Genomic DNA, 25,440 nt, shown 5'->3' with positions numbered 1-25,440 from the left:
ATGGATTTAGAAGCAAGAAAATACGAGTTTATACAAAAGCTATTTAATGTAAATGAAACGCTTTTTGAAAAGTTAGAAACTATTATAAATAAAGAAGCCAAAGAGCCTAAAAGAATTAGTTTAGAGCAATATAATAAAGAAATTGACGAAGCTATTGAGGATGTTGAAAATGGAAATTTTTACACGCAAGACGAAGCTCGGAAAATAGCAAGTCAATGGTAGAAGTTGTTTGGCGAAAAATAGCTTTAAAACAACTAAATAAAGCTTACAACTACATCAAAAAAGAATCATTACAATCTGCTAAAAAAGTACGTGAAGAAATCTTCGATAAAGCAGAAAATCTAAAACATAATCCAGAGATTTATCCACTTGATAAATATCGTAAAAATAACGATGGCACAATTAGAGCTTTTGAAGTTTATAGTTATCGAATCGCTTATCAAATAACAAAATCTGAAATTAGAATATTACGAGTTCGACACACAAAAAGAGAACCTTTAGAACATTAAATAATCCCCACAAAACAAAACCCAGTTTTTTGCGAAAAGCAAAAACCCTCTGTCTTTTGTTTTGTTCCGCGCGCCACCGCTAAATGTAATTTTTGTCTATCCGAACTATTACAGCACATTGCTTTTTTGCAATAGAATTTATTATTTAAAAGTCGGTTATCGACAAAAAAGCAAAGAGCTGTATCCACCGCTAAAAAGCCAAAAATTACCCCAAGCCAAGTTACATAATAGAAGTTATAGTACTTTCCTTTTTGGTTGCCTTCGGCGATTTTTTATTGTTACGGGCGATAGCTATAACTGCTATTATGTAAAATGTCCAGCTTTGCCCACGCTCACTTCAGAACACAAAAGAAACATCCGAACAAATCAGAAACTTCAGAACACAAAAGCTGACGCACTATCGTTTATCTCATTTTAAAAAGATGAAGATTGATTAAGGTCGTTTCTTAACCCGAAATTATAGGCTTGTAAATCTTCATCTTTTTAAAACGTTTGATGCTTCTGAAAACGTTCCGATAAATGAACAATCTACGAAGTGGTTTTATGCGGTTGGGATTGTTCATTTATTGGAATGGAACAACTGAAAGGCGTTAGTATTCATAAACTTTTAAAATCAAATCCAAAAACATCAATTGAAGTTCAAAACCGAGCGTCGGAAGTCAGGCGAAAGGAAGTATTTTACATAATTTACATTATAACGACAGTTTTTAAACAGCAAAAAATAATAAGGGTTAAAAACTGTGCGGAGCGGACTTATAATGCCAATTATGTAACATATCGTGGCAAGGGAAGGCATGCCAAAACAAGGGCTGTTTTGGTACAAAATATTTGGGTTGGCGTGCCGTGGGATTTATAAGAAAATACTATATTTACAAGGCTTGAAAAAGCATACGTTCTTTTAAATAAATTTTTGAAGCACTTCTAAGAAAAACGAAAGTACGCCTTTAAAAAATGCCATAGATTAGTTCCCCCCATCATAACTTCTACCCGTTTTTCCTTCTTCTCTACCACCAAGTACAAATTCATCTACATGAACTTCTCCATCCATTGGATTATTTCCACTAGAAGACATTGCTTCTCTAATTTTTAACATAAATAATCTAGCCGTTTTCTCTGTGATACCATAACGGACTCCCACATAACTCGCTGATAAACTTTTTGTGCTTGTGGCCATCCCAAAACAAATGAAAAATGCTTTTCGAACACCAAACTTTACTTTGCGAAAAAGTGTCTCAGCAGTAGCAGATTCTGTATGTCTACAAATATTACATTGACGAGAATAATCAATGAGAGTTTGACAAGCTGTACGATTACACCTAGTACATTTAAAAGGAATTTTAGCCTTGATTTGAGCTAAATATTCTTTACAATTATCGTCCGTTTTGAAGCGATCAGAGAAATCTAGAAGATTTTGACCTTGAAATATGTCCATAATTCAATATATTTATTAGCAATAAGATACGCATTTAAATACTGACCTCTATAAAAATTATTAAAGAATTAGAAAAAAGAAAAGATGAAAAAGTTAAAATTAGAAAATGTAGAGTTTCAAAACGGATTAGAGAAATTTAGAATCAGGTTGCAAACACAAGGTGCATCCACAGACCAGCAATACATTAAAAACCAATTTGGTAAAAGAGTTTTTGTATTACACGGAACAAAATGGTAAAACCAAACTAAGCCAGATAAACCAGAAGTTGGTAAATAAGTATTTTGAGTATTTGCGAAACAGACCACTGGAAACCAAAGCTGGCGGTACGTCAGATGGTTATTTGATGAAACATCGTGAATCTGTATTATGTTTTATAGAATTCGCATGTAGGATTAACAGGTGTAGAAGTTGGTAAAGGAGAAAGTGGTATTCGCATCCGACTTATTAAAAGTAAAACCACACCAAAAGTTATTCTGTTAGAAGATGAAGTAAAAGAAGTATTTAACGCATGCGACAATCGGATCCATGGGATTCGAGATAAAGCCATTATTAGCTTGCTATATGGTTGCGGATTGCGTAGAAAAGAACTATTAACATTGGAAATGAATGATATTGACCCGAATAAAGGTAGAATCCACATAGAGGAACCCAAAACAAGATATGCTAGAGATATTCCTATGACGAAAAACGCGCAACAACACATCGAAGATTATCTGTTTAATGTTAGAAACCGTATGCTAGATTCCAATAGTACGCTAACAAGTGTATTTATTTCAGAACAAGGTAGAGCCATCAGAAATAGTACATTAGCTAAAATCATGGATAAGTTAAATAAAAAGGTTAGTATTGATAAGAAAATCACACGCCATCTGCGGAGGCATTCAATTGCCACCCACTTACATAGATTTTTACCGTTACAGGATATAGCACAATTCCTAGGACATCGAAACTTGGATAGCACCATGATATATACCCATTTAAAACACGAGTATTATGGATAGAGATAAGTTAATAAGAAAATTTGAACGCTATGCGTTAAACGATTTAGGATTACAGTACAGAACCTGTACGGGCTATAAGAATAGCCTAAACAGCTATTTAGATTGGTTAAAGGATAGTAGCATCAAACCTAAAAAAATAACCTTACAGGAAAGCTACGATTTTATAGCCTATAGATAGCAACGAGGTGATGCACATTCCACCGTAAAAGGTTATAAAGGTATCATAACACATTTTAACCATAGTATTGGTATGAAAACAAATCCGATGCTTATGGCGCATCTGGTTAAAAACGATAAAACCACACCAACACAGTTATTGGACGAAGAATTTTTAAAGACCACCTACCGCGAAACCAAAGCTAATACATTGGTACAGAAACGCGATAGGTGTACGTTGGGTACGACGGTGTTTTTGGGATTACAACGCAAAGAATTACAGTCGTTACAGCTAAACTATTTGGATTTGGAAGAAGGACGCTTATATGTGCCAGCAACCACTATTTCAAATGAAAGATGGATTAGCCTTCACCCAAAACAGATATTGCATTTGTCAAATTATATATATGATATTAGACCAATGCTGCTAAAACAGTTCAGACGCGAAACCAATAATTTGTTTTTTAGTTCGGGCGTAGCAACTAATTTAGATGGTGCATTAGGCAGAATGATAACCAGACTGAAACAGGAGTTCCATTATATCAGGGATTTTCAGCAACTAAAACAGTCTAGGGTAACGATTTGGGTGAAGGAATTGGGATTAAGGGAAGCGCAGTATTTAGGTGGTTATCGATATGTAACCAGTGTACAGCGGTATGATTTTAAAAGTATTGATGATTTACAGAAAAAGCTGGAATTTCATCATCCGATGGAGAAAATGGCGATATAATTAATACTATATTTGTGGCAATGAAAAGACTATATATAATAGCTGGACCCAATGGAGCTGGAAAAACAACAGCTTCATATACGATATTACCTGAAATATTTGATTGTAACGAGTTTGTTAACGCAGATGAAATAGCCAGAGGGCTTTCACCATTCAATCCTGATATGGTAGCTTTTCATGCTGGTAGGATTATGTTGAATCGTATTAATGAATTATTGGATGATGGCAAGACTTTTGCATTAGAAACAACGTTATCAACTAAAAGTTACGTTAGTTTTATAAAGAAAGCCAAAGCGAATGGATATGAAATTATTCTGTTGTTTTTAAGATTGGATTCACAAGAATTAGCTATAGAAAGAGTAAAAATCAGAGTAATGGAAGGCGGACACAATATACCAGAAAACGTTATAAGAAGACGGTATGAAAATGGTTTGAAAAACTTGTTTCAAAGGTATATAGCTATTGTGGATAAATGGATTTTAGTTGATAATTCAGAAAAAAGCTTTAATTTTATAGCCGAAGGAGCTAATGATGAAAGAATTATCAAAGACCAAGAGCTTTGGAATGAATTAATAAAAAAGTATTATGGGAGTTAAGGAACAGTTACAGGAATTAGAAGATAAAATAGCCAAGGGGCTTGAAGGAGCTTATGAAAAAATGCTTAAATTCAAAAAGCATAAAAATACACCTTTGGTGATTTCAGAAGACGGAAAAGTAGTAAAAATACATCCTGAAGATTTACCAAAGGAAAATTCATAAATAGAGAAATCACCTTTAAATATTTAATGTAAAACCATCTAGTTTCTAGGTGGTTTTTTATATCTTAGATTTCGATTAATTTAAGATTAATCATACGTTCTTTAAAATAAAAGTTATACAATTTCATATTTGAATTTTCTCAATAAAAGGTTTAGTGTATAACTCGTATCCTGTAATTGATTTAATTATTTTTGCGTCCATCAATTGTATAGTCTCTGTTATCCTATTTTGTAAATCCTCTATGGATTCAAAAAACTTCATAGCTATTCTATCCTTCATCCATTGCCATACTTTTTCTGCTGGATTTAGCTCTGGAGAATAAGGAGGTATATTTAAAAGATAAATGTTTTCTGGTATTTCTATATTTTTACAAGCATAAAAACCAGCATTGTCTATTACTAAAATTTTATACTCTCTTGGGTTTTGTTGGCTAAGTTCTTTTAAATAGCTCTCAAATATAGCATTGTTTACAATTGGTGTTTCCCAGTAAAAGGCATGTCCTGTTATTGGTGAAAAACTACCCCAAAGCCATACATATTTATAGCTATGTTGGTAGTATACTTTTGCTTGAACTCCTCTAGCGGTGAGGGTTCTTTTCTGATGAGTCATCAACCGAAATCTAGCCTCATCTTGAAACATTATATCAATACTATCATACTTATCTTTATTAAGACGCATTCTAATATTAGTTAATAGGTTGGGGAGTTTTTTTAAAAGCCTCTACAGCCTGCTCATCTTTTTTATGATGTGATTTTCTTGCTACTTTTAATTTAGAATAGTGCTTTGACTTACAATGTTGATATAGTGCTGAATAGGTTATGTCCTTTTGGGTGGTTTCAGTCAGAATAGACAATAATTCTACATAACTGGTAATAGTACTATTAGGATTATTTAATAATCTGTCTATCTCTTTAATTGTTGATTCTTTAAGTAATTTTGTATTGTTACCGCCACTTGAAACGGTACATAAATTATCCAGACCGCCTTCTTCATACATTTTTAACCAATTGTATATGCTACGACGGTCATATTTTATTTTTTAGCAACTTCTTTGGTGTATTTACATTTTCCTTGCTTTATCAATAGCAATGCTTTTAACCTACTACGTTTTAACCTACTTGTTTCCTTATTGTAAAGTTGTTTCAACTTTAATTCACTCTCAGAAATCTGAATATCAATTATTTTTGCCATAATATAAAGATATAAATTTTTTTGAGAAAATTAAAATAAAAAAATAGTATTAGCTATACAGATGAAAATCTTCAGATAGAAGTTATAGGATTCAGAAACAACCAAGTGGTTACAAGGTTTAACGTATTACTTAAAATAAGTAAAAGACCAAATCAAAATGCATCCGATGTACATCGCAATAATGTGGATTTGTATGACGAAAGAAATGTACAGCACTTTATAAAAAATGCGCAAATAAGGTTAAAGGAAGACGAAACTAAAATTACTAATTTCGTTTACGATGTCATAGAACGACTGGAACAGTACCGTAAAGATAAATCCACCTATATTCCAGAAACACATGCCATTGCATCACCACAACCCAAGGTTTCCAAAAAGGTAGATAAGATACTTAGAAGCGATACGCTAACAGAAGATTTACAACAACTATTGGTTAAATCTGGCGTAGCCAGTCCTAAGATTGGATTACAGCTATTTTTAATTGCTCTTAGCAGTAAATTACCAAATACCACACATGGTATACTACAGGGTAATACAGAGCTAACAAACGAACTAATACAATCATTTTCAAAAGTATTACCAATTGAGGTGAATCGTTTTAAAACTTCTATAAGTGATAATGTGCTGTATTATGTACCTGATAGAAATTATTGGAATAACAAAGTACTACTGTTGCCAACCATCGATAAACTTGGTAAAAATAATACTGCGCTAACGGAACTTATTACACAAGGTCAGGTCGATAGACTGGTAAGTGAAAACACCATAGAAGGCACTTATAGAGCCAAAAACAGATTGGTAAACGGGAATCTAAGTTTTATCAGTAGCACCAATACTGGTTATAACGAGTTGCTTAAATCTGATAATGTGGTTACGCTACCACTTACCAATCCAAAAGCCATAAAACAAGCCATCACCACCCAAGCCATTAAAAAATGTGGCGGGTTGATAAATGAAACCGAGGTTGAAAACTCAATAAAATTACTACAATTCGTTTTCCGGGAATTAAAACCCGTAAACGTAGTAAATCCACATTTGGAGCAATTAAATATAGCGAGGTATTTCGATGAAGATTATAAACAAATTAAACAGTTTTTGCAGTTAACCAATTTGGTAACCTTATTACACCAAAAACAGTTAGGAGTAACTAAAAAAGGCAACCTATTAACTAAGCATATGGCGTGCCGATAGGCCAATGCTATATGTCTTGTTGACTGATCCGTTACTTAAATAAGGGGGAAAACGTTTTCTTGAAAGTATTTATTAAAGCAGAAATCACATAAGGAGTACTAAGAGCAACTTAGTTAAGACATTAAAACGTGTATTTTACAAACTATTTTCATTCACAATCTTCTTTAAGTCAGTATTTTATTCTAATTATTTAAATTTAGTCCATAGTTATCCTGTATGAGCACATGGTCATAGCCTTAATTTTTATATTTCTGTATTTTACGTGTTGCTATTTTTTTGTAATCAAATGGCGGTCCACGACTATCAAAAGTTAGTAAGGTGATTAAAATCCCTTTTTTACAATGTCTACAACGTCGATGTAACGAGGTCTCTTGATGAGTTAATACAGCTGTCGTTTCTAGATCTTTATCTAATAATTGGAGTTGTAGTCTTGGTAATTTTTCCTTTTTCCAGCTGCTACTTAAAAATCCGTAATGCCGAATTCTTGTAAATCCTTTAGGTAGAATATGATTTTGAAAACGTTTAATAAAGTTCTGTTTAGATAAGGTTTGTGTTGTTTTCTCACCTTGATTACGGTAATTTTTTAAACTAAATGTTACGGTTCTATTAGTGGTATCTATGTTTAATATTCTATGATTACTAATCGCTATTTTATGTGTGTAGCGTCCTAAATATTCAATAACATGTTCAGGTTTACCAAAAGGAGCTTTGGCATAAACCACCCATTTCTTAGAAAATAATTTATCATACAATGCCTGCGGAATTCCAGGGAGTTGCTTTCTTAGTTTAGAGACAAAAAGGCCTCTGAACTTTTTACTTAAAGCCTTCACACTAAAAAGAAAATGGTCTTTGCCTTTTGCCTTTTTCCAATACCCTGATTTAGTAACACCTCCTTTGGGCACGATGCAATGCAGGTGAGGATGTAGACTTAAATTTTGTCCCCAAGTATGTAAGACGGCAATCATACCCATTTTTGCTCCTAAGTGCTTGGGATTCTTAGCAAAACAGCAAAGCGTCTGCCAAACAGAATCAAATAAAATATTATAGAGCGTTTTTGCATCTGCAAGTGCTATGCTATTATGATTAATAAGATAAAAAAGCATAAAAATTTAATAATTTGTATATTTGTAATTATGGGAGCAATAGAATTAAGAAATACTATTTTAAATAAACTCAATGCTATTGAGGATTCTTCGATGCTACAAGGTGTTTTGCGCTATATAGAAGAGCATAGTAGTAAAGATGAAATTGTTGCTTACACAGTTCAAGGCGAACCTTTAACAAAAAAGAAGTATATTCAAAAGGTTAAAGATGCAGAAAAAGGCAACTTTATTTCATCAGAAGAATTAAAAAAGCGAATGCAGTCTTGGTAAATGGGTTTGAAAATTGAATGGTCTGAAAATGCTGAACAGGATATAAGGCATATTTTTAAAAGAGTAAAAAAGAAAACCAAATCTGAAAACCTAGCCCGAAATGTTATCAGTGACATATATGATGCTGGTATAAATATTCATTACGTAAAACAGTATCAAGTAGATGAATTTTTGGGTGAGCCATACCGTAGAATGGTAGTAAGACATTTTAAAATTATCTACAAACCAGTTAATGATGATGAAATAAAAATACTTCAAGTTTTTGATACTTATCAGAATCCTTTAAAACTTCGTAAATAAAGTAATTACCACATAAAAATTAATGTAAAACCATCTAGCATCTAGGTGGTTTTTTATATCTTAGATTTTGATTAACGTTAAGATTAATCATACGTTCTTTTAAATAAAGTAACTCCTAAAAATAGTATATAGGGTGTTATCCCTTTGGTATGCCAATGCCTAATAGGAATGTTGAAGGTGATTACCGTTACGGATATCAAGGTGAGTATGCAGAGAAAGAACCTGAAATAGGTAGTGGAATTAATTCTTTTCAGCTAAGATTGTATGATTCTCGTATTGGGCGTTGGATAAGTCCTGACCCTTATGGGGAATAATCCAGCATCTAATGTAGACCCTAGTAGTGGGTGTACGAATAAAAAAGGAGAAGACTGTGTTAAAGGTGTATTGCCAGGAACAGTAACTGATGGTATTAAATGGAATCACGATGGTAGTGATTGGTTAGGAGCGCCAATTCAACAGGATGCTATTTTTATTACTGGAAATAGTTCTAATTCATCTAGCTTATTAAATTATTTTATAAGTTATTTTAGTTACTTTATTTTATGTGAGTATTTTTTTCTTGTTACTATTGGTAAAAAACTTTTTAAGTTTAAAGTAATTGTTAATAAGTCAAGTTCATTGAATATGTTTATAGCGATTTTTATTAGGACAATTATTCGTTTATTCCCTTTTAATCCGATTTCGTTTTTGTTTACTAAAGAGAAAATGTTTTGGCATGAAATTTTTTCTGATACAAAACTACTCCCCTCGCGCTCGACTGAGTAAACGCTAGCGCTACGACTGTGTCGAGTGCCGTATAGAGTAATCAAAAAAAAATAAGAATTAAAGCTACTGTAACAGGTAGCTTTTTTTATGCGTAAGCTTTTTTAGTTTTAAAGTCACGTAAAGCCATATCAATCATATTAAGGATAAAGGTTTTGTTATCTTCATTAAGTTCAGAAATCCTTACCAACCTATCTACAGCATCTTTATCAAGCAATAAATTAGTTTTACCAATAAGATAATCCCCAACAACTAGGGTAATACAATTTCGTATTTGAATTTTCTCAATAAAAGGTTTAGTGTATAACTCGTATCCTGTAATTGATTTAATTATTTTTGCGTCCATCAATTGTATAGTCTCTGTTATCCTATTTTGTAAATCCTCTATGGATTCAAAAAACTTCATAGCTATTCTATCCTTCATCCATTGCCATACTTTTTCTGCTGGATTTAGCTCTGGAGAATAAGGAGGTATATTTAAAAGATAAATGTTTTCTGGTATTTCTATATTTTTACAAGCATGAAAACCAGCATTGTCTATTACTAAAATTTTATACTCTCTTGGGTTTTGTTGGCTAAGTTCTTTTAAATAGCTCTCAAATATAGCATTGTTTACAATTGGTGTTTCCCAGTAAAAGGCATGTCCCGTTATTGGTGAAAAACTACCCCAAAGCCATACATATTTATAGCTATGTTGGTAGTGTACTTTTGCTTGAACTCCTCTAGCGGTGAGGGTTCTTTTCTGATGAGTCATCAACCGAAATCTAGCCTCATCTTGAAACATTATATCAATACTATCATACTTATCTTTATTAAGACGCATTCTAATATTAGTTAATAGGTTGGGGAGTTTTTTTAAAAGCCTCTACAGCCTGCTCATCTTTTTTATGATGTGATTTTCTTGCTACTTTTAATTTAGAATAGTGCTTTGACTTACAATGTTGATATAGTGCTGAATAGGTTATGTCCTTTTGGGTGGTTTCAGTCAGAATAGACAATAACTCTACATAACTGGTAATAGTACTATTAGGATTATTTAATAATCTGTCTATCTCTTTAATTGTTGATTCTTTAAGTAATTTTGTATTGTTACCGCCACTTGAAACGGTACATAAATTATCCAGACCGCCTTCTTCATACATTTTTAACCAATTGTATATGCTACGACGGTCATATTTTACTTTTTTAGCAACTTCTTTGGTGTATTTACATTTTCCTTGCTTTATCAATAGCAATGCTTTTAACCTACTACGTTTTAACCTACTTGTTTCCTTATTGTAAAGTTGTTTCAACTTTAATTCACTCTCAGAAATCTGAATATCAATTATTTTTGCCATAATATAAAGATATAATTTTTTTTGAGAAAATTAAAATAAAAAATAGTATAACACGTGTCGCTACTGCTAATACAGTTTCATATTTGTACGGAAGCTATTCTCCAATTGATGGGAGTCATTTTACCTGGGAAGTAGAAGGCGTTGATACCCTGATTTTTGAAGCTTATTTTAAAGCGCTATCTCTTTTTTGACCCGAAGAATTAAAGGTTCTGATCATTGACAATGCAGGTTTTCATATAAATACCCCAGATAATATTAAGCTTATTAGAATACCTCCATATACCCCGGAATTAAATCCTTGCGAAAAAGTATAGCAATATTTAAAAGAACGATTTAAAAACAGAACATTTGAAAATATCAAAGAGCTTAAACATTGGTTAAATCAAACTGTAAAAACACAAATCAACAATAATATAATCAACATTGTAAAATCTGAATTTTATATAAAAACTTTTAAGGCTTGTTTTAAATTATAATTGGTATTATTTTGTGATAAAGATATTTCGTACTGAAATTTTATAGCATTTAATTATTGAGTTTTAAATAAAATAGTTTTAATTTTTGATATTACTTAAAAGTTATTTTGAATATCCGTTTTTACTCATAATCCAGTAATTCCAGCTATTACTAGTCTATCGAATAGTTTTTCCTCAAAATATCTTCGATTGAGTTTGTAAACAAATTCGTTTAGGTAGAGTTGTAGGTATTTGCCTTTAATTTTGTGATAATTTCCAAGTAAGTTTCGTTTGGCATTGCTTATGGTAATATGTACCCATTTCAAGGTCTCTTTAGTAGTTTGTTTATCTGATTTTTCACTAATATGTAGTTCTACAAAATCAGCAATATCAACATATGAAGTACTTTTATCAGTAAAAACAATGCTTTGTTCGTCTAAAGACTCTTTAACAGTATCATTTACACCATCAGCCTTATGATCTGTCAGCACTTTGGCTTTAAAGTAGCGACATTGGCGATCCTTCTTGTTGGTTTTCGGGTCTTCTAAGGGAGTGGATTCTGCCATTATCATTACGTTTTGCTTTCCTACTGCACCACGACCTCTTTTTCCTTTTTGTTGCTCTATTTCAGAAGATTCGACCGTAAAATAACCTTCATCCATTTCAATCATACCTTCTAAAGTATAGCGGGCATCTCTGTTACCCATTGCTTTACGAAGTTTATGAACCATCGCCCAGACAGGTTCATACCTTTTTAAACCAAGCTGTTTCTGGATTTCTTTAGAAGAAAATCCTTTCTTGGTAGTAGTCATCAAAAACATTGTCTTATACCATATCATAAAAGATAGATTAGAATTTTGCATAATAGTACCACTTCTCAAAGATGTACGGGCTCTACAAGATTTGCACTCATAGCTCCAAACAGCCTTTATCCAATAGTGATGAGTATGACCACAACGCTGGCATTTAACTCCTATCTTATCTCTTTCTTGCTTAAAATGAGTACGACAAGCTTCTTCACTATCAAAATGGGCGGTAAAACTAAAAATATTCATGACTTGTTTTTTTAACAAAATAAGCATTTTTAATCAATTATTAGTAATTACGGATATTCAATAAAGTTATTGACTTTTTAATTCCCCCATTTTATAATCTATATTATTACTAACAGTATTGGCATTCATTGATTTTTGAAGTTCATGTAATCTGTTTTGAAGCGCCTTTACTTTTTTAGGGTATTTTAAAGATAAATCATGAGTTTCAGAAATATCTTCAGATAAATTGTAAAGCTCTAATGTGCTAGAGTCGTAAAATTCGATTAGTTTCCAATTATTTTGTCTTATGGCAGCACCAGGAGCCCAACCACTAGCGTGATAGTGAGGGTAATGCCAAAATAGTTCCTTTCTGTCAATTGAATTGTTGTTGGTAATTAAAATAGGGCTTAAATCGATACCGTCTATAAGATTAGATGCAGCACCCGTTTTTATGTCCGCTAATGAAAGTAGCGTAGGATAGAAGTCATGGCTAATTACAGGTGTATCAATAATTTTGCTTTCGCCAGAATAATTAGAAGGTTTAATTAATAACGGAATTCTAATTCCGCCTTCGTATAGCCAACCTTTACCACCTCTTAAAGGAACTACTGCTGTAGGTGCTTTTTGCTTTTTATTTTTTAGGACTGTAGAAAGCCCACCATTATCCGATGTGAAAACTAAAGTAGTATTATTGTATAAACCCTTTTTCTTGAGTTTCGTAATGAGTTTACCAATATTTTTATCTAAAGCATATAACATAGAAGCATAAGCTGGATTATTTTGTTTTAAAGCTGTTTTGCCTCTTCGTTCATCTTTAAAAGTAGAAGACATATCTTCTTTTGTATCTGCTAACTTTTTATTGAACTTGTTAATGTATTGCGTGTTTGGTTGAATAGGAGTGTGTACTGTATAATAACTTAAATATAAGAAGAAGGGGGTATTATCAATAGTGTCTAGAAAATTAATAGACTCATTGGTTAATCTATCTGTTAAATATTCGCCTTTTGGACCGTTTAATAGTTTAGGGTTTTTATATGGCGAGTAATAGCCCCCCGGAGGGCTTCCTTTATGGTGCCCTCCAATATTAATATCGAAACCTTGATCTTCTGGAAAAAAACCAGTATTACCTAAATGCCATTTGCCAGCGAAAAAAGTTTTATAACCATGGGCTTTAAAAACTTCTGGAAGTGTAGTTTCAGAAAGTGGGAGTTCATTTAATATATTTGGTCCTTTTAATTTTTCATTGTCGGGGATATAGCCAGGTATCCAATCTGTAATATTTAATCTGGCAGGATGTTTTCCTGTCATTAAAGCAGCTCTTGAAGGTGAGCATACAGATGCAGAGGCATAAGCATTAGTAAATTGAATGCTTTCTTTACTAAAAGCATCAATGTTTGGCGTTTCGTGAAATGTACTTCCTGAATATCCTAAATCTGTCCAGCCTAAATCGTCTACTAGAATAAATACAATGTTTTCTTTATTATTATTATTATTATTCGCGCATGCGGAAAATAATATTAAAGCGAGTATTAAAAAGGTGTTCTTTATCATATTTAATTTAAAATAATAATGAGGCTGATGTAAAATCAATTTTTGGCTTTTTTAGTTTTAAAAACATCAAAACCTGATTTGGCTTTGGTTTTAGGGAAACTGTTATTTTTTACATTGGTATCGGCGAATTCAAAATTGGGATCTAAGTTAATTTTACTAACTTCTTTGTTTTTTATAAATGTTTGTTGTGTTTCGTATTCATTTCTACGCCATATTTCAGCAGGTAGTCTATCTATTTCGGTTGTTCCATCGGTAAAAATCCATTCAATAGTTATTGGCATAACTAATCCACCTACATTTTTTATGGTAACTTCATAAATGTTTTTACCAGATAATTGTTTGCGTATTTCAGGTTCATTTAATCTTGATAAAAACTGACCATAAGATGCATCAGGTGTAGAGGTCATAGTTATTACTTCTGGTCCACTAGAAAAATCTTTAGCTAACTCATTGTTATTATTATTAGATTCTATTTTTAATTTACGAGCTTTCTGTTGGTCTTCAATATTAATGTTTTCTTCATGAACTTGAAACCATTTTACATTGTTAAGTTCCATATCTACATGATCGGTAGTGAAAAACCAACCTCTGTAAAACCAATCTAAATTGGTTGCAGTAGCATCTTCTATAGTTCTAAATAAATCGGCAGGATTGGGATGTTTATATTTCCATCTGTTGGCATATTCTTTAAAGGCATCGTCAAAGAGTTCTTTTCCAATAATAGAGTTTCGTAGCATTTGTAAACCAACAGTAGGTTTTAAATAAAAATTGGCACCAAATTGAGACAGTAATTCATTATCTGAAGTCGTCATTATTGGGCGTAAAATATTTTTATCGCCACTCATAAATGGTACGATACTTTTAGGTGTTACACTATTAAAATTAGGGTATCTTTCAGCCAGTGTTCTATGGTGTAAAAAGGTATTTAAACCTTCATCCATCCACATCCATTTACGTTCATCAGAACTTACAATCATAGGAAACCAATTGTGCCCAACTTCATGAATAATAGTGCCTATCATACTCGCTTTGGCTGCATCACTTATTTTTCCATTTTTTGGTCGACCTCCATTAAAACTAATCATAGGAAACTCCATACCTATATTTGAAGTATTAACTGAAATCGCAACAGGATAAGGGTAATCGAAAGTAGCTTCCGAATAGACTTCAAGAGCATGCACTATGGCTTTAGTAGATTCTCCTTGCCATACAGGTAAGCCTTCCTTAGGGTAGAATGACATAGCCATTACGGTATTAGTAGGTAGTTTAACGGCTTGTGCATCCCACATAAATTTTCGTGAAGATGCAAATGCAAAATCTCTAACATTTTTAGCGCTAAACTTCCAAGTTTTTTGTTTAGAAGATTTTTCTTTTTCATTGAACTCAGCTTCCTTCTTAGTAATAATCATAATAGGTTTATCAAAAGATTTTTTAGCCTTATCCATTCTTTTACGCTGCGTTTTAGTTAGCACAGATTCACTATTTTGAAGTAAACCAGTAGAAGCCACAATATGGTTTTCAGGAACTGTGATTTCAACTTCATAGTCTCCAAACTCTAATGCAAATTCACCTAATTTATGAAATTGCTGATTTTGCCAACCTTCCGTATCATTATAAACCGCCATTCTAGGGAACCAATGCGCTATAAGATAAACAGTATTATCATCTTCGGGAAAGTATTCATAACCTTCTCTAGATAATAAAAATAAACTTCTATCTGTTATTGGGTAAGACCATGCTATGGATATGTTTGTAGATTCACCAGATTTAAGAACAGTATTCAATTTCACTTTCATCATGGTATTGTTAACCATGGTTTTTATAGCCTTACCATCATTATCTTTCACATATTTTATGGTGTAGCCTGCAGGGAAATCTATAGGCCTAGTGAGAAACTGCATTTGCCTAGTAGTTATTGAATCTTTTATGCGATTATTTACAGCTCCAAAATCTTCATTTTCTTTTTTATTTACATTTTGCTCAAGCTGAATCCATAAGTAACTTAAATTGTCAGGGGAATTATTAAAATAGGTAATGGTTTCTTCTCCAGTTAAGGTATTATTTTTTTCGTCTAGAGTCGCTTTTATTTTATAATTAGCACGTTGTTGCCAATAGGCTTTTCCAGGGGCTCCACTTGCTGTCCTATATATGTTAGGAGGAGCAATAATACGATCTATGGGCTCGAATTTACCTTGCCAGGGTTGGTTTTGTGCGTTAAGGATTGATGATGAGAAAAGTGTTAAAAAAAGATAAAGAAAAAAGCGCATGATTTTTTGTGATTAATTGAATTAGTCTTGCACAATATAGTAAATATTCATACGCTTTTTTAATAAATTATCTGAGAGATTAAGGAATGTTTAACCTTTTGTTAAAAGTTAGAAAACAAGTAGTTTTTGTTGCTTAAAGAAGAAGTGTTCAGTACCTTTGAACACCGAAAATTATAATTATGAGCAAAGAAACCCCATTAACTTTTGATGTTTTAATAGAAATTCCAAAAGGGAGTAGAAATAAGTATGAATACGATTTTACACTACATAAAATTCGTTTTGATCGCATGTTATTTTCATCAATGATGTATCCTGGTGATTATGGTTTTATTCCAGAAACATTAGCCTTAGATAAGGATCCTTTAGATGTTTTAGTTTTAGGTCACCAACCAACTTATCCAATGGTAGTTATGGAAGTTAGACCAATAGGCGTTTTTCATATGACTGATGAAAAAGGACCAGATGAGAAAATAATATGTGTACCAGTTTCAGACCCTATTTGGAGTAAGAAAACAGATATTACAGATATTAATCCACATAGACTTAAAGAAATAGAGCATTTTTTTCAAGTATATAAAGATTTAGAAGAAAAGAAAGTTGACACAGGTGGATGGGGAGATGCAGAAGAAGCTGTGAAAATATATAACGAATGTGTAGAACGTTATGATGCAAGTGAACATAAGAAAAAGAGAACTTTCACTATTTAGTTTAATATGTCATAAAATATAGACAAAAACAATAAGCCATCTTAAATTTAAGGTGGTTTTTTTTATCACTTTTATTTTCCTACTTTTAACTCAGTTAAAAAATTAATAACTAAAAACCAACGTATTAATATGGAAATAATAGTGAAATTTTTACCACTTTTTGGTGTGTTAGCATTAGCTTTTGTGTTTATTAAAAGTGCTTGGGTCACAAAACAAGATCAAGGCGATGAAAAGATGAAAAGGATTGCCAAAAGCATTGCAGATGGTGCCATGTCTTTTCTTAAGGCAGAATACAAAATTTTATCAATATTTGTGATTGCAGTAGCAATCTTATTATTCTTTAAAGGGAATACTGAGGAAGGCTCTAATGGCATGGTAGCTATTTCCTTTATCGTAGGTGCTATATGTTCTGCTCTGGCAGGATTTATAGGGATGAAAGTGGCAACAAAAGCTAATGTTAGAACAACAAGTGCGGCTAGAACCTCTCTAGGGAAAGCTTTAGAAGTTGCTTTTGCAGGTGGAGCTGTTATGGGGTTAGGAGTTGTTGGTCTTGGTGTTTTAGGACTTAGTGGTTTGTTTATAATTTATAGTGCCCAAGGTTGGGGGATTAATGAAGTGCTTAATGTGCTTTCAGGATTTTCATTAGGTGCATCGTCTATTGCATTATTTGCCCGTGTTGGAGGAGGTATTTATACCAAGGCTGCCGATGTAGGAGCCGATTTAGTAGGGAAAGTTGAAGCTGGTATTCCAGAAGATCACCCATTAAACCCTGCAACTATAGCAGATAATGTTGGAGATAATGTTGGAGATGTTGCTGGAATGGGAGCAGATTTATTTGAATCTTATGTAGGCTCAATTATTGGTACCATGGTATTAGGAGCATTTATTTTAACACCAGATTTTAATGGATTGGGAGCAGTGTACTTACCTTTGGTTTTAGCAGCTGTTGGAATTATTATGTCTATAATAGGAACTTTTTTTGTAAGAGTAAAAGATGGAGGTAATCCGCAAACCGCATTAAATATTGGGGAATTTGGTTCGGCAGGGTTAATGGTTATAGCATCTTATTTTATTATTAATGCCTTAATTCCTGAATTTCATGCTGAACTACCTTTTGGTGCAATGGGTGTGTTTTGGGCAACTATTGCCGGTTTAGTAGCTGGTTTAGCAGTTGGTAAAGTAACTGAATATTATACAGCAACAGGAAAAGGACCTGTAAACTCTATAGTAAGACAGTCTGAAACCGGAGCAGCAACAAACATTATTGCTGGTTTAGGTATTGGTATGATGTCTACAGCGATTCCTATTCTTTTAATAGCTGCTGCTATTTTAGTATCACATTACTTTGCAGGTTTATATGGTATTGCGATTGCTGCGGTTGGGATGTTAGCTAATACAGGTATTCAATTGGCTGTTGATGCTTACGGACCAATTTCTGATAACGCTGGTGGTATTGCTGAAATGGCAGAGCTACCTAGTGAAGTTCGCGAGCGTACAGATAAATTAGATGCTGTAGGAAATACGACGGCTGCTATAGGAAAAGGATTTGCTATTGCTTCTGCGGCTTTAACAGCATTAGCGCTGTTTGCTGCCTTTATGAAAACAGCTAATGTTAGAGCCATTGATGTGTCACAGCCTCAAATTATGGCAGGATTATTAGTAGGAGGGATGTTGCCATTTGTGTTTTCAGCTTTATCAATGAATGCTGTTGGTCGTGCAGCCATGGCTATGATTGAAGAGGTACGTCGCCAGTTTAGAGATATCCCGCAGTTAAAAGCAGCTCTTGAAGTTATGCGTAAATATGATTCTGATATGAGTAAAGCTTCTGAAGCTGATAGAAAAATATTTGATGCTGCCGATGGATATGCGGAATATGATAAGTGTGTTGATATTTCAACAAAAGCATCTATTAGAGAGATGGTATTTCCAGGTTTGTTGGCAATTGCTGTTCCTGTAGCTGTTGGGTTCATTGGAGGCGCTGAAATGCTTGGAGGTTTACTTGCAGGTGTTACCACGTGTGGTGTACTTATGGCTATTTTTCAATCTAACGCAGGAGGTGCTTGGGATAATGCTAAAAAAACTATTGAAGAACAAGGTAAAAAAGGAACAGATGCTCATAAAGCTGCAGTTGTAGGAGATACAGTTGGTGATCCATTTAAAGATACTTCCGGGCCTTCTTTAAATATTTTATTAAAATTAATGAGCGTTGTTGCTTTGGTAATAGCGCCTAGTATAGCATTAACTACTGAAGTTGTGACTGCTTATGTTTCTGAAAAAAATGATACTGAAATTGTAAATAATGTTTCAAAAGAAGTTAAAGTAGAAATGAATACAAGTGATGATGGTACAGCGAAAGCTATAGTTACTACAATTACTACTGAAGCAGGAGAAGTAACAACAAGTTATGAAACCTTTAAAGGTACTGAGGCAGAGGTAAGAACTAAGATAAGTACACTTTAGGGGGTAGTATTTCAAAATAGTTAATTAAAAGCATAGGTGTTGTAAAAAACGATAATGTATAGTTTTGGTGAAGTTTTAAATAATTATTGAATATCCGTTTTTACTCATAATCCAGTAATTCCAGCTATTACTAGTCTATCGAATAGTTTTTCCTCAAAATATCTTCGATTGAGTTTGTAAACAAATTCGTTTAGGTAGAGTTGTAGGTATTTGCCTTTAATTTTGTGATAATTTCCAAGTAAGTTTCGTTTGGCATTGCTTATGGTAATATGTACCCATTTCAAGGTCTCTTTAGTAGTTTGTTTATCTGATTTTTCACTAATATGTAGTTCTACAAAATCAGCAATATCAACATATGAAGTACTTTTATCAGTAAAAACAATGCTTTGTTCGTCTAAAGACTCTTTAACAGTATCATTTACACCATCAGCCTTATGATCTGTCAGCACTTTGGCTTTAAAGTAGCGACATTGGCGATCCTTCTTGTTGGTTTTCGGGTCTTCTAAGGGAGTGGATTCTGCCATTATCATTACGTTTTGCTTTCCTACTGCACCACGACCTCTTTTTCCTTTTTGTTGCTCTATTTCAGAAGATTCGACCGTAAAATAACCTTCATCCATTTCAATCATACCTTCTAAAGTATAGCGGGCATCTCTGTTACCCATTGCTTTACGAAGTTTATGAACCATCGCCCAGACAGGTTCATACCTTTTTAAACCAAGCTGTTTCTGGATTTCTTTAGAAGAAAATCCTTTCTTGGTAGTAGTCATCAAAAACATTGTCTTATACCATATCATAAAAGATAGATTAGAATTTTGCATAATAGTACCACTTCTCAAAGATGTACGGGCTCTACAAGATTTGCACTCATAGCTCCAAACAGCCTTTATCCAATAGTGATGAGTATGACCACAACGCTGGCATTTAACTCCTATCTTATCTCTTTCTTGCTTAAAATGAGTACGACAAGCTTCTTCACTATCAAAATGGGCGGTAAAACTAAAAATATTCATGACTTGTTTTTTTAACAAAATAAGCATTTTTAATCAATTATTAGTAATTACGGATATTCAAAAAATAATTTAAATAAAACAAAAACCACGTAATTAGCGTGGTTTTTTGTTTTATAGTTTTAACTCTTTCGTTTTTGTTTAAGGAGGAAATCATTTATATAAACTTTAAACTGTTTCATATAAACAATAGCATTAGTAAACACCTTTTTTACTTCTTCTGTCATAATAATCAGGAGATGAGCTAAAACTCCATAGCATAAAATTATCATGACGACTAATAGTTACTGCTTCTACATCTTTGGTGTTTACATCACTTGAAATATATTCAGGATTAGTACCTCCTAAAGCATGAAATTGAAATATTGATAAACTTTATGAATAACTGTGGTAATAAGCATGCTAATACCTAAATGTCTGAGATTATAAAGTAATGGTAAAAAATTGGAGTTTAACCTGTATGGAGAACCTATAACTAGGATAATTTGAAGTATTATAATGACTGGTAAACCAAATGCTCTAATAGCTAGAGTTTCTATAGTGGTTTTAGAATTGAAAAGAAGGTGATAGTTGTAAGCTCAGTTAGATTAAAAAACGGTAAGTTGATTTGTTTTAATAGTTTTATTAAGAGATATTAGTTTTAAAATAGTCCATTAATTTCAGCATCAATAGTATTGATAACGGTTCCTAAGTCTTCTGGATTATCAACGAAATTTAAATTATCAATGTCTATAATTAATAGTTTTCCTTTATTATAACCATGTATCCAAGCTTCATATCGTTCATTCAATCTACTTAAATAATCAATGCTTATTGAATTTTCATAATCTCGACCGCGTTTGTGAATTTGAGAAACTAAATTAGGAATAGAACTTCTTAAATAAATTAATATATCTGGACCTTGAACAAGAGACTCCATTAAATCAAAGAGCGATTTGTAGTTTTCATAATCACGATTTGTCATCAAGCCCATAGCATGCAAGTTGGGTGCAAAAATATGAGCATCTTCGTAAATAGTTCGATCTTGTATAATGTCTTTACCGCTTTTACGAATTTGTAATACTTGGCGAAATCGACTATTTAAAAAGTAAACTTGTAAATTAAAACTCCAACGTTCCATTTGATTATAGAAATCATCTAAATATGGATTATCTACTACATCTTCCAGTTGAGCTTCCCAATTATAATGTTTTGCTAGTAATTTGGTAAGCGTAGTTTTTCCAGCGCCAATGTTTCCGGCAATAGCAATATGCATAGTCTTAGTTAATTTTTAAATGGAATTGTTGTAAGGTTTTGTTACTGTAAATATACAAGGTTTCGTTGGTTACAAAAAACTGATCTATTAATAAATTTGGTGTTTTAATAGGTATAGAAGTATCACTATTTTTTTTCAAATAAAATAGTGTATTTTCTTTTTTTAAGATGATATTCCCATTGCTTTCCATTAATGATGTATAGCCTATGTTTTTAAGTTTTTTTACTAAGCTACCAAAGTAATTATAGATATAAAGATAATCTTCTGTTAATAACCAGCAATAATTGTAATTACTTTTTAAATCTAAAATATTACTTTGTATAGGTACAGTTTGAGCACGTGTTGTTTGAGATTTATAGTCAAAAAGTTCTAACTTTTGAAAATCTTGATTAAATATCCATAGCGTATTATCATGCCCTGTAGAAACGTGAGAAACACTTTTATATTCTGTAAGTGTATTAAAATCTATCTTAAATATTTCAGCTAATCTATTATCTAGTATAATAACAGTATTGAAATCTTTATAAAATAGATTGATTTTTAGTGAATTAAATGCATTTGCTGAATTTAGATCTCCTAATTGTAAATTATTATAAGTTATGGTTTTTGCGATACCTTTTTTGTTAAATACATTATTACTTATATAATATGTCGTTTCAAAGTTATCAATGGTAATAATTGTATCTGCGTTGAAACCTATTTTTTTAATAAAAGAGGTTTCAATAGTCTTTTGGGCGAATATTGGTAATGTGAAAAGTAGAAAAAGATGAATAATATGCTTCATATAGGTTTGAAAAATACAAAAATCAAACCAATTTAAAGAAAAATAATTTTTTGTTTAATCGATATCATGTTGATAATAAGTGCTTTTTGTAGAATAACAATTTTTATTATAAAGAATCGAACATTTTTATTTGATAATATTCAATAACTGTAATATATTTGCATACGGTTTTAGGGGAGATACTCAAGCGGCCAACGAGGGCAGACTGTAAATCTGCTGACTACGTCTTCGCAGGTTCGAATCCTGCTCTCCCCACTTTAACTTAAAAAGTCTGCATTTATGCAGACTTTTTTATTATACTCATATTATCTTTATAGAGGTTTACAGTAAAACCCTTTTGTTCTTATTAAGTTAATTATATCGTTTTCATTTAAATTTTTGGTAGCCTCAATTTTTAAAACGTTATCTATATCTTCAATATCTATAGACCATTTGATTATACTAGAATGATTGTTAAAAAGAGGTTTTATTATTTTAACTTTTTTCTTTGTTTTTATATCTGTTCTAAATATTAATAAGTTCATATATAGTTTTATTAATTGATTAGGTTGATTACTCAGTAGAGTCTTCGTTTAGCTCTTTACCTATGCGTTCAACATAATTTTTATAAGCCAAATCACCTTCTTCTTTCCAAAACTCATCGTAATGTTTCCATTTATTGAAATCACTTTTAGAGTCTTCTTTACATGATGATTTTGAGTGTTTGGAGCCTTTTTTACTACCACTACCACAGCCACCAAGAAGGATTTTAAATAATATGAAAATTCCAACAGACTGCCAGTATGTAAGTGTTGTTAAACCAAATATTTCGGGCATCAACCAATTCCAAAGCCACATGATAATAAAACCAAGTAATATGGCTAATCCAGCTATAAAAATTGTTCCGAAAACAATTAATCCAGCAATTTCTATGGGAGATTTTCCTCTCATTTTATGTTTAAAGAAATTTGTCATTTTTTATTTATTTTAATTAATATTTTTTGTTTCTAGTTTTTTATAGAGTAATGAAATAGCTCTATGCCGTCTAGACATTAATGTTCCTAAGGGAATACCTGTTTCTAAAGAGATGTCTTTATAAGTATATCCTTCAAAATCTATTGCAATTATAACATCTCTATAATTTGGTTTTAAACTTAATATGCTTTTCTTCAATTCATCTTTTAATTGTTCCGAATAGTTGCTATCTGATTTGTCATATATTAGTTCTGTGAATTCTATTAACTTCGTTTCGTTTTGATCTTTATAGTTAATTACAGATCTATTCATTCTCATAATATCAATGATTTTATTTTTAATTGAATGATATACAAAACCAGCAACGTTATTTATTGGGGAATATCTATCTGCTCCAGAAAATAATTTTAATGCCACATCTTGGATAATATCCTCGGCATCGCGATTTATACTTGCTTTGAGCTTTGAGTTAACATAAGCTTTAAGAGAATGATATTCTTCTTTAAAAAAATCGTTGAGTTTTTCTTTATTATTTTCAGATTTCGAGTTCATTTAAAAAGACTTTTTTAAAGGGTCTTCAATTAGAAAGACGAAGCTTTTTAAAGTTATTGCATTTTTTATTGAATAAATTTAAAGTATAAAAATTTTATAAAGTCAATTACAAGGTTTTTATCTTTTTTAAAATTAACATAGAAGCTAATTTTAAAACTTTTTTTTGAGTATGAACTCACCTTTACTTCTTCTATTTCCTATAAAATGTCTGAAATTCGCTCATATTTCATTACTTTTTTACACGTAGCGATGCTATGTCTTTTAAAAAGAGCTTAGTATAAACAAATTCCAATTTGTTTTCGGTTAAAAAAATCAAGATGATTTCTATAATATAAATTATAAAATTACAGATATGAATAAAAATTAAGGAAAACTTATGTGTTTATAAGGGAAACAAAACAGTTGGAATTATAGAGAATAAAGTTATTGAAAATAAAAGGACTTTTTGAAAGGTTTTATTTGTATATAAAAGGATGAGGTACATGTATTGTTTTAGGCTCTTTATCAGTAGGATATTTTTGTTAATTGGAATAGTTAGGGATAAGAAAATAAAAGAATTTTATGCTTTAATATTTTGGAATATTTTTTTGTTAAAAAATTAACTTTATGTATTTTTATAAAAAAAATTAAGTAAAAAAAAAGCAGCTATTTTTTATTATTTAATTTGTGTCATAGTACTTGGTACAAAGAAATATTTTGACATTATGATTAAAATTAAAAACTGTCTCATTCTCTTTTTAAGTATAATTTTTATTCCTAATACAATATTTTCTCAAAAAGAAAATTACACTGAAATTTTAGAGATTGAATACGCTATTTTTAATGGGAAGTCTGTTCTCTTGGATTTATATATGCCTAAGAAAAAGGGCATTTATCCAGCTATCATATTAGTGCATGGAGGAGGTTGGGTAAGAGGTACACGAAAAGGTTACAAGCCTATGGCTATTAGTTTAGTTGAAAAAGGATATGTGGTAGCAAATATTGATTACCGTTTGGCTGGAGAAGCTAAATTTCCTGGAGCAGTTCAAGATGTTAAAGCTGCAGTTCGCTGGTTAAGAACAAATGCAGAAAAATTTAATGTAGACTCAAATAAAATTTCAGGTATTGGAGGGTCGGCTGGAGGGCATTTAATTTCTATGGCATCCCTTACAGGACACTCTAAAAAGTTTAACGGAAGAGGGAATTATCCAGAAGTATCGGGGGAATTACAAGCTACGGTTATTATGGGATCAGGTGTAAATCAAGTAGCTAGAGTGAAAAAAGCTAAATATAAATATATAAAAAATGCTTATATGTTTTTTGGTGGTGGGTATCCAGAAAAAGCAAAAAATTATAGGGAAGGATCCCCAATTAATCATATAACAAAACATATGAAGCCCATTTTAATTATTGATGGAGGTAAAGATAAGCCTGGTGAGAGATATACTGAATTTATAAAAAAACTTAATAAAAAGGGGATAATTAATAAATTTAAAATAGTGCCAAATGCTAAACATGCAGAATGGAATAAAGCCCCTTTTTTGAATCAATATACAATATTGATAGATCAATTTTTAAAAGAAACGTTTAATGATATGTAAACGTTCAAAACAACTTGTAGGTTTCCAGACAAATAATTTCAACTTTTTTATATTTAATGTAAAGTTGTAATTATCTATAAATAAGCGATA

The 25,440-nt window shown here is 31.8% G+C and carries 31 protein-coding genes, 1 tRNA gene and 2 pseudogenes; 18 read left to right on the top strand and 16 right to left on the bottom strand.

What is annotated here, in order from left to right:
• The 3 genes from A8C32_RS19420 to A8C32_RS19410 all read left to right on the top strand — a co-directional run bounded on the left by A8C32_RS19420 (position 1) and on the right by A8C32_RS19410 (position 1,365).
• A complete protein-coding gene (locus A8C32_RS19420; protein ID WP_083253439.1) occupies positions 1-222 on the top strand; it encodes a hypothetical protein in 222 nt (73 codons plus the stop codon).
• Positions 216-509 (top strand): type II toxin-antitoxin system RelE/ParE family toxin, encoded by a 294-nt coding sequence (locus A8C32_RS19415; protein ID WP_069832026.1) that lies wholly within the window; start codon positions 216-218, stop codon positions 507-509. Before A8C32_RS19420 ends, A8C32_RS19415 begins: the two co-directional genes overlap by 7 nt.
• A 571-nt stretch (positions 510-1,080) precedes the next feature.
• A complete protein-coding gene (locus A8C32_RS19410; protein ID WP_069832025.1) occupies positions 1,081-1,365 on the top strand; it encodes a hypothetical protein in 285 nt (94 codons plus the stop codon).
• 117 nt (positions 1,366-1,482) lie between these two features.
• On the opposite strand, the pseudogene A8C32_RS19405 reads toward A8C32_RS19410, so the two are convergent.
• Positions 1,483-1,941 (bottom strand): annotated as a pseudogene (locus A8C32_RS19405) (IS1595 family transposase); the annotation flags it as partial.
• 84 nt (positions 1,942-2,025) lie between these two features.
• Here A8C32_RS19405 and A8C32_RS20845 point away from each other — a divergent pair.
• The 6 genes from A8C32_RS20845 to A8C32_RS20840 all read left to right on the top strand — a co-directional run bounded on the left by A8C32_RS20845 (position 2,026) and on the right by A8C32_RS20840 (position 4,587).
• Complete coding sequence (locus tag A8C32_RS20845) at positions 2,026-2,178, top strand: hypothetical protein (protein WP_165605873.1); 153 nt, start codon at positions 2,026-2,028, stop codon at positions 2,176-2,178.
• Between the two features lie 191 nt (positions 2,179-2,369).
• The gene (locus A8C32_RS19400) at positions 2,370-2,942 is read left to right on the top strand and encodes a tyrosine-type recombinase/integrase (protein WP_083253438.1); all 573 of its coding nucleotides are present in this window, start codon (positions 2,370-2,372) and stop codon (positions 2,940-2,942) included.
• Positions 2,935-3,120, top strand: coding sequence for a hypothetical protein (locus A8C32_RS19395; RefSeq protein WP_069832023.1), 186 nt, complete (start codon positions 2,935-2,937; stop codon positions 3,118-3,120). The genes A8C32_RS19400 and A8C32_RS19395 overlap by 8 nt, the downstream gene beginning before the upstream one ends.
• Positions 3,121-3,192: 72 nt before the next feature.
• Complete coding sequence (locus A8C32_RS19390; RefSeq protein ID WP_069832022.1) at positions 3,193-3,828, top strand: site-specific integrase; 636 nt, start codon at positions 3,193-3,195, stop codon at positions 3,826-3,828.
• Between the two features lie 20 nt (positions 3,829-3,848).
• Positions 3,849-4,424 carry an ATPase gene (locus tag A8C32_RS19385; RefSeq protein WP_069832021.1) on the top strand — a complete coding sequence of 192 codons (576 nt, stop codon included), beginning with the start codon at positions 3,849-3,851 and terminating at the stop codon, positions 4,422-4,424.
• Positions 4,414-4,587, top strand: a complete 174-nt coding sequence (locus A8C32_RS20840; RefSeq protein WP_165605872.1) for a DUF8506 family protein — start codon at positions 4,414-4,416, stop codon at positions 4,585-4,587. Before A8C32_RS19385 ends, A8C32_RS20840 begins: the two co-directional genes overlap by 11 nt.
• A 123-nt stretch (positions 4,588-4,710) precedes the next feature.
• Here the strand turns inward: A8C32_RS20840 and A8C32_RS19380 are convergent, their stop codons facing one another.
• The 3 genes from A8C32_RS19380 to A8C32_RS20835 are packed head-to-tail and all read right to left on the bottom strand — an operon-like array spanning position 4,711 to position 5,778.
• A complete protein-coding gene (locus tag A8C32_RS19380; protein WP_123803492.1) occupies positions 4,711-5,265 on the bottom strand; it encodes an IS630 family transposase in 555 nt (184 codons plus the stop codon).
• A 7-nt stretch (positions 5,266-5,272) separates the two neighbouring features.
• Positions 5,273-5,584: a winged helix-turn-helix domain-containing protein gene (locus tag A8C32_RS19375; protein WP_069832020.1), complete on the bottom strand. Its 312-nt coding sequence runs from the start codon at positions 5,582-5,584 to the stop codon at positions 5,273-5,275.
• Between the two features lie 35 nt (positions 5,585-5,619).
• Positions 5,620-5,778, bottom strand: a complete 159-nt coding sequence (locus A8C32_RS20835) for a hypothetical protein (protein ID WP_165605871.1) — start codon at positions 5,776-5,778, stop codon at positions 5,620-5,622.
• A gap of 105 nt (positions 5,779-5,883) precedes the next feature.
• Between A8C32_RS20835 and A8C32_RS19370 the strand changes: the two genes are divergently transcribed.
• Complete coding sequence (locus A8C32_RS19370) at positions 5,884-6,969, top strand: hypothetical protein (protein ID WP_069832019.1); 1,086 nt, start codon at positions 5,884-5,886, stop codon at positions 6,967-6,969.
• Between the two features lie 236 nt (positions 6,970-7,205).
• Here A8C32_RS19370 and A8C32_RS19365 read toward each other — a convergent pair.
• Positions 7,206-8,048 (bottom strand): annotated as a pseudogene (locus A8C32_RS19365) (IS91 family transposase); the annotation flags it as partial.
• A gap of 54 nt (positions 8,049-8,102) precedes the next feature.
• Here A8C32_RS19365 and A8C32_RS19360 point away from each other — a divergent pair.
• The 4 genes from A8C32_RS19360 (at position 8,103) to A8C32_RS19350 (ending at position 9,407) form a co-directional block, all read left to right on the top strand.
• Positions 8,103-8,342 carry a hypothetical protein gene (locus A8C32_RS19360; RefSeq protein ID WP_069832018.1) on the top strand — a complete coding sequence of 80 codons (240 nt, stop codon included), beginning with the start codon at positions 8,103-8,105 and terminating at the stop codon, positions 8,340-8,342.
• Complete coding sequence (locus tag A8C32_RS19355; protein WP_069832017.1) at positions 8,343-8,642, top strand: type II toxin-antitoxin system RelE/ParE family toxin; 300 nt, start codon at positions 8,343-8,345, stop codon at positions 8,640-8,642.
• 149 nt (positions 8,643-8,791) lie between these two features.
• On the top strand, positions 8,792-8,956 hold the full coding sequence (locus A8C32_RS20135; protein WP_083253437.1) for an RHS repeat-associated core domain-containing protein: 165 nt from the start codon (positions 8,792-8,794) through the stop codon (positions 8,954-8,956).
• Positions 8,946-9,407 (top strand): RDD family protein, encoded by a 462-nt coding sequence (locus A8C32_RS19350; RefSeq protein ID WP_069832016.1) that lies wholly within the window; start codon positions 8,946-8,948, stop codon positions 9,405-9,407. The genes A8C32_RS20135 and A8C32_RS19350 overlap by 11 nt, the downstream gene beginning before the upstream one ends.
• Before the next feature lie 85 nt (positions 9,408-9,492).
• Here A8C32_RS19350 and A8C32_RS19345 read toward each other — a convergent pair whose 3' ends face one another.
• From A8C32_RS19345 to A8C32_RS19325, 5 genes are all read right to left on the bottom strand, one after another.
• On the bottom strand, positions 9,493-10,227 hold the full coding sequence (locus tag A8C32_RS19345; protein WP_069832015.1) for an IS630 family transposase: 735 nt from the start codon (positions 10,225-10,227) through the stop codon (positions 9,493-9,495).
• 7 nt (positions 10,228-10,234) lie between these two features.
• Positions 10,235-10,741 carry a helix-turn-helix domain-containing protein gene (locus A8C32_RS19340; protein WP_069832014.1) on the bottom strand — a complete coding sequence of 169 codons (507 nt, stop codon included), beginning with the start codon at positions 10,739-10,741 and terminating at the stop codon, positions 10,235-10,237.
• A 601-nt stretch (positions 10,742-11,342) separates the two neighbouring features.
• A complete protein-coding gene (locus A8C32_RS19335; RefSeq protein ID WP_069828596.1) occupies positions 11,343-12,251 on the bottom strand; it encodes an IS1595-like element ISAlg2 family transposase in 909 nt (302 codons plus the stop codon).
• A gap of 66 nt (positions 12,252-12,317) precedes the next feature.
• Positions 12,318-13,781, bottom strand: coding sequence for a sulfatase (locus tag A8C32_RS19330; protein ID WP_069832013.1), 1,464 nt, complete (start codon positions 13,779-13,781; stop codon positions 12,318-12,320).
• A gap of 35 nt (positions 13,782-13,816) precedes the next feature.
• The gene (locus A8C32_RS19325; protein WP_069832012.1) at positions 13,817-16,048 is read right to left on the bottom strand and encodes a M1 family metallopeptidase; all 2,232 of its coding nucleotides are present in this window, start codon (positions 16,046-16,048) and stop codon (positions 13,817-13,819) included.
• A gap of 179 nt (positions 16,049-16,227) precedes the next feature.
• Here A8C32_RS19325 and A8C32_RS19320 point away from each other — a divergent pair, with 179 nt between their 5' ends.
• Both A8C32_RS19320 and A8C32_RS19315 read left to right on the top strand, forming a co-directional pair.
• Entirely contained in the window at positions 16,228-16,755 is a 528-nt protein-coding gene (locus tag A8C32_RS19320; RefSeq protein ID WP_069832011.1) for an inorganic diphosphatase, read from the top strand.
• Positions 16,756-16,884: 129 nt separating this feature from the next.
• Entirely contained in the window at positions 16,885-19,215 is a 2,331-nt protein-coding gene (locus A8C32_RS19315) for a sodium-translocating pyrophosphatase (protein ID WP_069832010.1), read from the top strand.
• 104 nt (positions 19,216-19,319) lie between these two features.
• On the opposite strand, the gene A8C32_RS19310 is transcribed toward A8C32_RS19315, so the two are convergent.
• The 3 genes from A8C32_RS19310 to A8C32_RS19300 form a co-directional block, all read right to left on the bottom strand.
• Positions 19,320-20,228: an IS1595-like element ISAlg2 family transposase gene (locus A8C32_RS19310; RefSeq protein ID WP_069828596.1), complete on the bottom strand. Its 909-nt coding sequence runs from the start codon at positions 20,226-20,228 to the stop codon at positions 19,320-19,322.
• A 637-nt stretch (positions 20,229-20,865) separates the two neighbouring features.
• Positions 20,866-21,480 (bottom strand): deoxynucleoside kinase, encoded by a 615-nt coding sequence (locus tag A8C32_RS19305; RefSeq protein ID WP_069832009.1) that lies wholly within the window; start codon positions 21,478-21,480, stop codon positions 20,866-20,868.
• Positions 21,481-21,484: 4 nt separating this feature from the next.
• Complete coding sequence (locus A8C32_RS19300; protein WP_069832008.1) at positions 21,485-22,264, bottom strand: hypothetical protein; 780 nt, start codon at positions 22,262-22,264, stop codon at positions 21,485-21,487.
• A gap of 173 nt (positions 22,265-22,437) precedes the next feature.
• Between A8C32_RS19300 and A8C32_RS19295 the strand changes: the two genes are divergently transcribed.
• Positions 22,438-22,519, top strand: a tRNA-Tyr gene (locus A8C32_RS19295).
• Positions 22,520-22,575: 56 nt separating this feature from the next.
• Here A8C32_RS19295 and A8C32_RS19290 read toward each other — a convergent pair.
• Genes A8C32_RS19290 through A8C32_RS19280 form a run of 3 tightly spaced genes read right to left on the bottom strand, consistent with a single transcriptional unit; the run spans position 22,576 to position 23,770 of the window.
• Positions 22,576-22,788, bottom strand: a complete 213-nt coding sequence (locus tag A8C32_RS19290; RefSeq protein WP_069832007.1) for a hypothetical protein — start codon at positions 22,786-22,788, stop codon at positions 22,576-22,578.
• A gap of 28 nt (positions 22,789-22,816) precedes the next feature.
• Positions 22,817-23,218: a hypothetical protein gene (locus A8C32_RS19285; RefSeq protein WP_069832006.1), complete on the bottom strand. Its 402-nt coding sequence runs from the start codon at positions 23,216-23,218 to the stop codon at positions 22,817-22,819.
• A gap of 12 nt (positions 23,219-23,230) precedes the next feature.
• Positions 23,231-23,770, bottom strand: a complete 540-nt coding sequence (locus A8C32_RS19280) for an RNA polymerase sigma factor (protein WP_069832005.1) — start codon at positions 23,768-23,770, stop codon at positions 23,231-23,233.
• Between the two features lie 704 nt (positions 23,771-24,474).
• Between A8C32_RS19280 and A8C32_RS19275 the strand changes: the two genes are divergently transcribed.
• Positions 24,475-25,350, top strand: a complete 876-nt coding sequence (locus tag A8C32_RS19275) for an alpha/beta hydrolase family protein (RefSeq protein ID WP_069832004.1) — start codon at positions 24,475-24,477, stop codon at positions 25,348-25,350.
• Positions 25,351-25,440 lie beyond the last annotated feature (90 nt).

Origin of the sequence: Flavivirga aquatica (genome assembly GCF_001747085.1) — a bacterium.
Classification (GTDB): Bacteria; Bacteroidota; Bacteroidia; order Flavobacteriales; family Flavobacteriaceae; genus Algibacter_C; species Algibacter_C aquatica.
Note: the sequence above shows the minus strand (reverse complement) of the source record. Positions and strands in the feature narration are given on the sequence as shown.

Excerpts from the sequence above, each read along its gene's own strand:
- A8C32_RS19280 (WP_069832005.1), bottom strand. The coding sequence starts at position 23,770 with ATGAACTCGAAATCTGAAAATAATAAAGAAAAACTCAACGATTTTTTT.
- A8C32_RS19385 (WP_069832021.1), top strand. The coding sequence starts at position 3,849 with ATGAAAAGACTATATATAATAGCTGGACCCAATGGAGCTGGAAAAACA.
- A8C32_RS19325 (WP_069832012.1), bottom strand. The coding sequence starts at position 16,048 with ATGCGCTTTTTTCTTTATCTTTTTTTAACACTTTTCTCATCATCAATC.
- A8C32_RS19310 (WP_069828596.1), bottom strand. The coding sequence starts at position 20,228 with ATGAATATTTTTAGTTTTACCGCCCATTTTGATAGTGAAGAAGCTTGT.
- A8C32_RS19275 (WP_069832004.1), top strand. The coding sequence starts at position 24,475 with ATGATTAAAATTAAAAACTGTCTCATTCTCTTTTTAAGTATAATTTTT.
- A8C32_RS19360 (WP_069832018.1), top strand. The coding sequence starts at position 8,103 with ATGGGAGCAATAGAATTAAGAAATACTATTTTAAATAAACTCAATGCT.
- A8C32_RS19355 (WP_069832017.1), top strand. The coding sequence starts at position 8,343 with ATGGGTTTGAAAATTGAATGGTCTGAAAATGCTGAACAGGATATAAGG.
- A8C32_RS20135 (WP_083253437.1), top strand. The coding sequence starts at position 8,792 with ATGCCAATGCCTAATAGGAATGTTGAAGGTGATTACCGTTACGGATAT.
- A8C32_RS19285 (WP_069832006.1), bottom strand. The coding sequence starts at position 23,218 with ATGACAAATTTCTTTAAACATAAAATGAGAGGAAAATCTCCCATAGAA.
- A8C32_RS19335 (WP_069828596.1), bottom strand. The coding sequence starts at position 12,251 with ATGAATATTTTTAGTTTTACCGCCCATTTTGATAGTGAAGAAGCTTGT.
- A8C32_RS19345 (WP_069832015.1), bottom strand. The coding sequence starts at position 10,227 with ATGCGTCTTAATAAAGATAAGTATGATAGTATTGATATAATGTTTCAA.
- A8C32_RS19420 (WP_083253439.1), top strand. The coding sequence starts at position 1 with ATGGATTTAGAAGCAAGAAAATACGAGTTTATACAAAAGCTATTTAAT.
- A8C32_RS19375 (WP_069832020.1), bottom strand. The coding sequence starts at position 5,584 with ATGTATGAAGAAGGCGGTCTGGATAATTTATGTACCGTTTCAAGTGGC.
- A8C32_RS19390 (WP_069832022.1), top strand. The coding sequence starts at position 3,193 with ATGAAAACAAATCCGATGCTTATGGCGCATCTGGTTAAAAACGATAAA.
- A8C32_RS19380 (WP_123803492.1), bottom strand. The coding sequence starts at position 5,265 with ATGCGTCTTAATAAAGATAAGTATGATAGTATTGATATAATGTTTCAA.
- A8C32_RS19395 (WP_069832023.1), top strand. The coding sequence starts at position 2,935 with ATGGATAGAGATAAGTTAATAAGAAAATTTGAACGCTATGCGTTAAAC.
- A8C32_RS19410 (WP_069832025.1), top strand. The coding sequence starts at position 1,081 with ATGGAACAACTGAAAGGCGTTAGTATTCATAAACTTTTAAAATCAAAT.
- A8C32_RS19290 (WP_069832007.1), bottom strand. The coding sequence starts at position 22,788 with ATGAACTTATTAATATTTAGAACAGATATAAAAACAAAGAAAAAAGTT.
- A8C32_RS19350 (WP_069832016.1), top strand. The coding sequence starts at position 8,946 with ATGGGGAATAATCCAGCATCTAATGTAGACCCTAGTAGTGGGTGTACG.
- A8C32_RS19320 (WP_069832011.1), top strand. The coding sequence starts at position 16,228 with ATGAGCAAAGAAACCCCATTAACTTTTGATGTTTTAATAGAAATTCCA.
- A8C32_RS20845 (WP_165605873.1), top strand. The coding sequence starts at position 2,026 with ATGAAAAAGTTAAAATTAGAAAATGTAGAGTTTCAAAACGGATTAGAG.
- A8C32_RS20840 (WP_165605872.1), top strand. The coding sequence starts at position 4,414 with ATGGGAGTTAAGGAACAGTTACAGGAATTAGAAGATAAAATAGCCAAG.
- A8C32_RS20835 (WP_165605871.1), bottom strand. The coding sequence starts at position 5,778 with ATGGCAAAAATAATTGATATTCAGATTTCTGAGAGTGAATTAAAGTTG.
- A8C32_RS19340 (WP_069832014.1), bottom strand. The coding sequence starts at position 10,741 with ATGGCAAAAATAATTGATATTCAGATTTCTGAGAGTGAATTAAAGTTG.
- A8C32_RS19330 (WP_069832013.1), bottom strand. The coding sequence starts at position 13,781 with ATGATAAAGAACACCTTTTTAATACTCGCTTTAATATTATTTTCCGCA.
- A8C32_RS19315 (WP_069832010.1), top strand. The coding sequence starts at position 16,885 with ATGGAAATAATAGTGAAATTTTTACCACTTTTTGGTGTGTTAGCATTA.
- A8C32_RS19300 (WP_069832008.1), bottom strand. The coding sequence starts at position 22,264 with ATGAAGCATATTATTCATCTTTTTCTACTTTTCACATTACCAATATTC.
- A8C32_RS19305 (WP_069832009.1), bottom strand. The coding sequence starts at position 21,480 with ATGCATATTGCTATTGCCGGAAACATTGGCGCTGGAAAAACTACGCTT.
- A8C32_RS19415 (WP_069832026.1), top strand. The coding sequence starts at position 216 with ATGGTAGAAGTTGTTTGGCGAAAAATAGCTTTAAAACAACTAAATAAA.